Genomic DNA, 5,634 nt, shown 5'->3' with positions numbered 1-5,634 from the left:
AGGCAATAAAAAAGGGCTATCCACTCGGATAGCCCTTCTTCATATTGGGAGCCTGGCGGTGTGCTACTCTCACATGGGGAGACCCCACACTACCATCGCCGCTGTTACGTTTCACTTCTGAGTTCGGAATGGATTCAGGTGGTTCCGTAACGCTATGGCCGCCAGGCATAAACTGTCGACAACCTCCATGGAAGGAGGAAGTGCAGAAGATTGTCTGGAACAATCTCTGCCAATTTTGGACAAGCTTCCACTCTTCCCCTACAGGAGGTAGGGCATTGTTGCTGGCAACAATGGGAGCGGAGTAAAACCGCGCTTTTACGTAGCGGTTTAGGATAAAAGCCATGGAAGGCGTTTATCCGATAAAGAAAACAATCTGTAGCGTCTATTGGTTTAAGATGGCTGGCCATCACAACGCTCTCACGCATATCACATCGTGATTTGGGCGTTGTATGGTTAAGCCTCACGGGCAATTAGTACAGGTTAGCTTAACGCCTTACAACGCTTCCACACCCTGCCTATCAACGTTCTAGTCTTGAACAACCCTTTAGAGAGCTTAAAGCTCTAGGGATGACTCATCTTGGGGCTCGCTTCCCGCTTAGATGCTTTCAGCGGTTATCGATTCCGAACGTAGCTACCGGGCAATGCGATTGGCATCACAACCCGAACACCAGCGGTTCGTCCACTCCGGTCCTCTCGTACTAGGAGCAGCTCCCCTCAATCATCCAGCGCCCACGGCAGATAGGGACCGAACTGTCTCACGACGTTCTAAACCCAGCTCGCGTACCACTTTAAATGGCGAACAGCCATACCCTTGGGACCGACTTCAGCCCCAGGATGTGATGAGCCGACATCGAGGTGCCAAACACCGCCGTCGATATGAACTCTTGGGCGGTATCAGCCTGTTATCCCCGGAGTACCTTTTATCCGTTGAGCGATGGCCCTTCCATACAGAACCACCGGATCACTATGACCTACTTTCGTACCTGCTCGACGTGTCTGTCTCGCAGTTAAGCCGGCTTATGCCATTACACTAACCTCCTGATGTCCGACCAGGATTAGCCGACCTTCGTGCTCCTCCGTTACGCTTTGGGAGGAGACCGCCCCAGTCAAACTACCCACCAGACACTGTCCGCAATCCCGATTAGGGACCAACGTTAGAACATCAAACATACCAGGGTGGTATTTCAAGGACGGCTCCACGTATACTGGCGTACACGCTTCAAAGCCTCCCACCTATCCTACACAGGTAGGGTCAATGTTCAGTGCCAAGCTGTAGTAAAGGTTCACGGGGTCTTTCCGTCTAGCCGCGGGTACACCGCATCTTCACGGCGATTTCAATTTCACTGAGTCTCGGGTGGAGACAGCGTGGCCATGGTTACACCATTCGTGCAGGTCGGAACTTACCCGACAAGGAATTTCGCTACCTTAGGACCGTTATAGTTACGGCCGCCGTTTACCGGGGCTTCGATCAAGAGCTTCGCCTAAGCTAACCCCATCAATTAACCTTCCGGCACCGGGCAGGTGTCACACCGTATACGTCATCTTTCGATTTAGCACAGTGCTGTGTTTTTAATAAACAGTCCCAGCCACCTGGTCACTGCGACCCCCAAACGCTTACGGAGCAAGTCCTTCACGTCCAGGGGCGTACCTTCTCCCGAAGTTACGGTACTATTTTGCCGAGTTCCTTCACCCGAGTTCTCTCAAGCGCCTTGGTATTCTCTACCTGACCACCTGTGTCGGTTTGGGGTACGGTCAGTGTTATCATACGTTTAGAGGCTTTTCCTGGAAGCAGAGCATCTGCAACTTCACTACCTTGGTAGCTCGTCTCGTGTCTCAGCCTTAGCATTCCGGATTTACCTAAAATGCCAGCCTACGCACTTTCACCTGGACAACCAACGCCAGGCCTGCATAGCTTTCTCCGTCCCCCCATCACTGATAACACCGGTACGGGAATATTAACCCGTTTCCCATCGACTACGCATTTCTGCCTCGCCTTAGGGGCCGACTTACCCTGCCCTGATTAGCATGGGACAGGAAACCTTGGTCTTCCGGCGAGGGGGTTTTTCACCCCCTTTATCGTTACTCATGTCAGCATTCGCACTTGTGATACCTCCAGCAAACCTCCCGGTTCACCTTCAACGGCTTACACAACGCTCCCCTACCCAGCAGAGTAAACTCTGCTGCCGCAGCTTCGGTGTCTAGTTTGAGCCCCGTTACATCTTCCGCGCAGACCGACTCGACTAGTGAGCTATTACGCTTTCTTTAAAGGGTGGCTGCTTCTAAGCCAACCTCCTAGCTGTCTGTGCCTTTCCACATCGTTTCCCACTTAACTAGAACTTTGGGACCTTAGCTGGCGGTCTGGGTTGTTTCCCTCTTCACGACGGACGTTAGCACCCGCCGTGTGTCTCCCGGATAGTACTCTACGGTATTCGGAGTTTGCATGGGGTTGGTAAGTCGGGATGACCCCCTAGCCCAAACAGTGCTCTACCCCCGTAGGTATTCGTCCGAGGCGCTACCTAAATAGCTTTCGGGGAGAACCAGCTATCTCCCGGTTTGATTGGCCTTTCACCCCCAGCCACAGGTCATCCCCGCCTTTTTCAACAGGCGTGGGTTCGGTCCTCCAGTTGATGTTACTCAACCTTCAACCTGCCCATGGCTAGATCACCGGGTTTCGGGTCTATACCTTGCAACTAAGCGCCCAGTTAAGACTCGCTTTCGCTACGGCTCCCCTATGCGGTTAACCTCGCTACAAAATATAAGTCGCTGACCCATTATACAAAAGGTACGCAGTCACACCTAAAAGGTGCTCCCACTGCTTGTACGTATACGGTTTCAGGTTCTATTTCACTCCCCTCACAGGGGTTCTTTTCGCCTTTCCCTCACGGTACTGGTTCACTATCGGTCAGTTAGGAGTATTTAGCCTTGGAGGATGGTCCCCCCATCTTCAGACAGGATAACACGTGTCCCGTCCTACTCGTTTTCACCATATCAGACCGTCGTGTACGGGGCTATCACCCGCTACGGCCACACTTTCCAGCGTGTTCCACTAATCTTGATATGACTTAAGGGCTGCTCCCCGTTCGCTCGCCGCTACTAAGGGAATCTCGGTTGATTTCTTTTCCTCGGGGTACTTAGATGTTTCAGTTCTCCCGGTTAGCCTCGTTACACTATGTATTCATGTAACGATAATGCACAAGTGCATTGGGTTGCCCCATTCGGACATCTGTGGCTCAAATGCATTTTATCAGCTCACCACAGCTTTTCGCAGATTTACACGTCCTTCATCGCCTCTAACTGCCTAGGCATCCACCGTATACGCTTAGTCACTTAACCATACAACCCCAAATCACGTCGTAATTTGTGCTATACAGCCAGCAACCATCTTGTTTTCTCTTTCGAGAATACCAATGACGCTACATACAATCGCTAAATTCGCTTTCGCGTATCTAGCTGGATGTTTTCTTTATCAGCTTGTCCAAATTGTTAAAGAACAGTTAAGGTTTAAAAAACCTTAATCAATCCACACTTAAAAGTGCGCATTCATTAAGGCTGTCTTCCTTAGCAACGAGCTTTTCTTAAGTCTTTCACCATCGCAATGAATGGTGGAGCTAAGCGGGATCGAACCGCTGACCTCCTGCGTGCAAGGCAGGCGCTCTCCCAGCTGAGCTATAGCCCCATGATTTGGTGGGTCTGAGTAGACTTGAACTACCGACCTCACCCTTATCAGGGGTGCGCTCTAACCACCTGAGCTACAGACCCAATATCGTGCTCGTTCTTCTTGGCAACAAAACAATCTGTGTGAACACTTCGCTAAAAAAGCGCAGCTTTTTCGTAAGGAGGTGATCCAACCGCAGGTTCCCCTACGGTTACCTTGTTACGACTTCACCCCAGTCATGAAACACAAAGTGGTAATCGCCCTCCCGAAGGTTAAGCTAACTACTTCTTTTGCATCCCACTCCCATGGTGTGACGGGCGGTGTGTACAAGGCCCGGGAACGTATTCACCGCAGTATGCTGACCTGCGATTACTAGCGATTCCGACTTCACGGAGTCGAGTTGCAGACTCCGATCCGGACTACGAACAGCTTTAAGGGATCCGCTCCACCTCGCGGTCTCGCTTCCCTCTGTACTGCCCATTGTAGCACGTGTGTAGCCCTACTCGTAAGGGCCATGATGACTTGACGTCGTCCCCACCTTCCTCCGGTTTGTCACCGGCAGTCTCCTTAGAGTGCCCAACTTAAGGCTGGCAACTAAGGACAAGGGTTGCGCTCGTTGCGGGACTTAACCCAACATCTCACGACACGAGCTGACGACAGCCATGCAGCACCTGTCTCACAGGTCCCGAAGGCACCAAGGTATCTCTACCAAGTTCTGTGGATGTCAAGAGTAGGTAAGGTTCTTCGCGTTGCATCGAATTAAACCACATGCTCCACCGCTTGTGCGGGCCCCCGTCAATTCATTTGAGTTTTAACCTTGCGGCCGTACTCCCCAGGCGGTCTACTTAGCGCGTTTGCTGCGCTACCCACGACTTAAAGCCACAGACAGCTAGTAGACATCGTTTACGGCGTGGACTACCAGGGTATCTAATCCTGTTCGCTACCCACGCTTTCGCACATGAGCGTCAGTCTTTGGCCAGGGAGCCGCCTTCGCCACTGATGTTCCTCCAGATCTCTACGCATTTCACCGCTACACCTGGAATTCCACTCCCCTCTCCAAGACTCTAGACTGCCAGTTCTAAATGCAATTCCCAGGTTAAGCCCGGGGCTTTCACATCTAGCTTAACAATCCGCCTGCGTGCGCTTTACGCCCAGTAATTCCGATTAACGCTCGCACCCTCCGTATTACCGCGGCTGCTGGCACGGAGTTAGCCGGTGCTTCTTCTGTGGCTAACGTCACAGATAACGGGTATTAACCGTTACCCTTTCCTCACCACTGAAAGTGCTTTACAACCCGAAGGCCTTCTTCACACACGCGGCATGGCTGGATCAGGGTTGCCCCCATTGTCCAATATTCCCCACTGCTGCCTCCCGTAGGAGTCTGGGCCGTGTCTCAGTCCCAGTGTGGCTGATCTTCCTCTCAGAACAGCTAGAGATCGTCGCCTTGGTGAGCCTTTACCCCACCAACTAGCTAATCTCACTTAGGCCTCTCTCTTGGCAGGAGCCGAAGCCCCCTTTGGTCTTGCGACATCATGCGGTATTAGCAGTCGTTTCCAACTGTTGTCCCCCTCCAAGAGGCAAGTTCCTAAGTATTACTCACCCGTCCGCCGCTCGTCATCAAACTAGCAAGCTAGTTCATGTTACCGCTCGACTTGCATGTGTTAGGCCTGCCGCCAGCGTTCAATCTGAGCCATGATCAAACTCTTCAATTAAATATAAATCATGAATTTCTTGAGCCGACACTCTTTTAACGAGTGCCCACACAGATTGTCTCGTTGCTAATTGTTAAAGAACAGTGCCTTATCAGGCGACTTAAGTGAGGCTTTCCTCTCTCAAGCGGGACGCGCATTCTACGCCATCCGGTTTCTGTGTCAAGCAACTTTTTTAAATTTTGTTGCTTGCCGCTCCTTGAATCTTCCTGCCTTCCTGGCTGACTGGGAAGCCTTTCTGCCTGCCCCGTCGAAGTGGTGCGCATTCTA

General features: G+C 51.7%; 2 tRNA genes and 3 rRNA genes. All 5 read right to left on the bottom strand.

Going from position 1 to position 5,634, the window contains the following annotated elements:
• Window positions 1-50 precede the first annotated feature (50 nt).
• A 5S ribosomal RNA gene (rrf, locus tag CSR04_RS24500) occupies window positions 51-166 on the bottom strand.
• A gap of 283 nt (window positions 167-449) precedes the next feature.
• Window positions 450-3,333 (bottom strand): 23S ribosomal RNA (locus CSR04_RS24495).
• A gap of 267 nt (window positions 3,334-3,600) precedes the next feature.
• A tRNA-Ala gene (locus CSR04_RS24490) sits at window positions 3,601-3,676 on the bottom strand.
• Between the two features lie 6 nt (window positions 3,677-3,682).
• Window positions 3,683-3,759: transfer RNA gene (locus CSR04_RS24485), tRNA-Ile, on the bottom strand.
• 73 nt (window positions 3,760-3,832) lie between these two features.
• Window positions 3,833-5,367: ribosomal RNA gene (locus tag CSR04_RS24480) — 16S ribosomal RNA — on the bottom strand.
• The 16S, 23S and 5S rRNA genes sit together here with 2 tRNA genes alongside, the layout of an rRNA operon.
• Window positions 5,368-5,634 lie beyond the last annotated feature (267 nt).

This window comes from Bowmanella denitrificans (assembly GCF_002887595.1).
Taxonomy (GTDB): domain Bacteria; phylum Pseudomonadota; class Gammaproteobacteria; order Enterobacterales; family Alteromonadaceae; genus Bowmanella; species Bowmanella denitrificans.
This window is presented reverse-complemented; position numbering and strand designations above follow the sequence as displayed.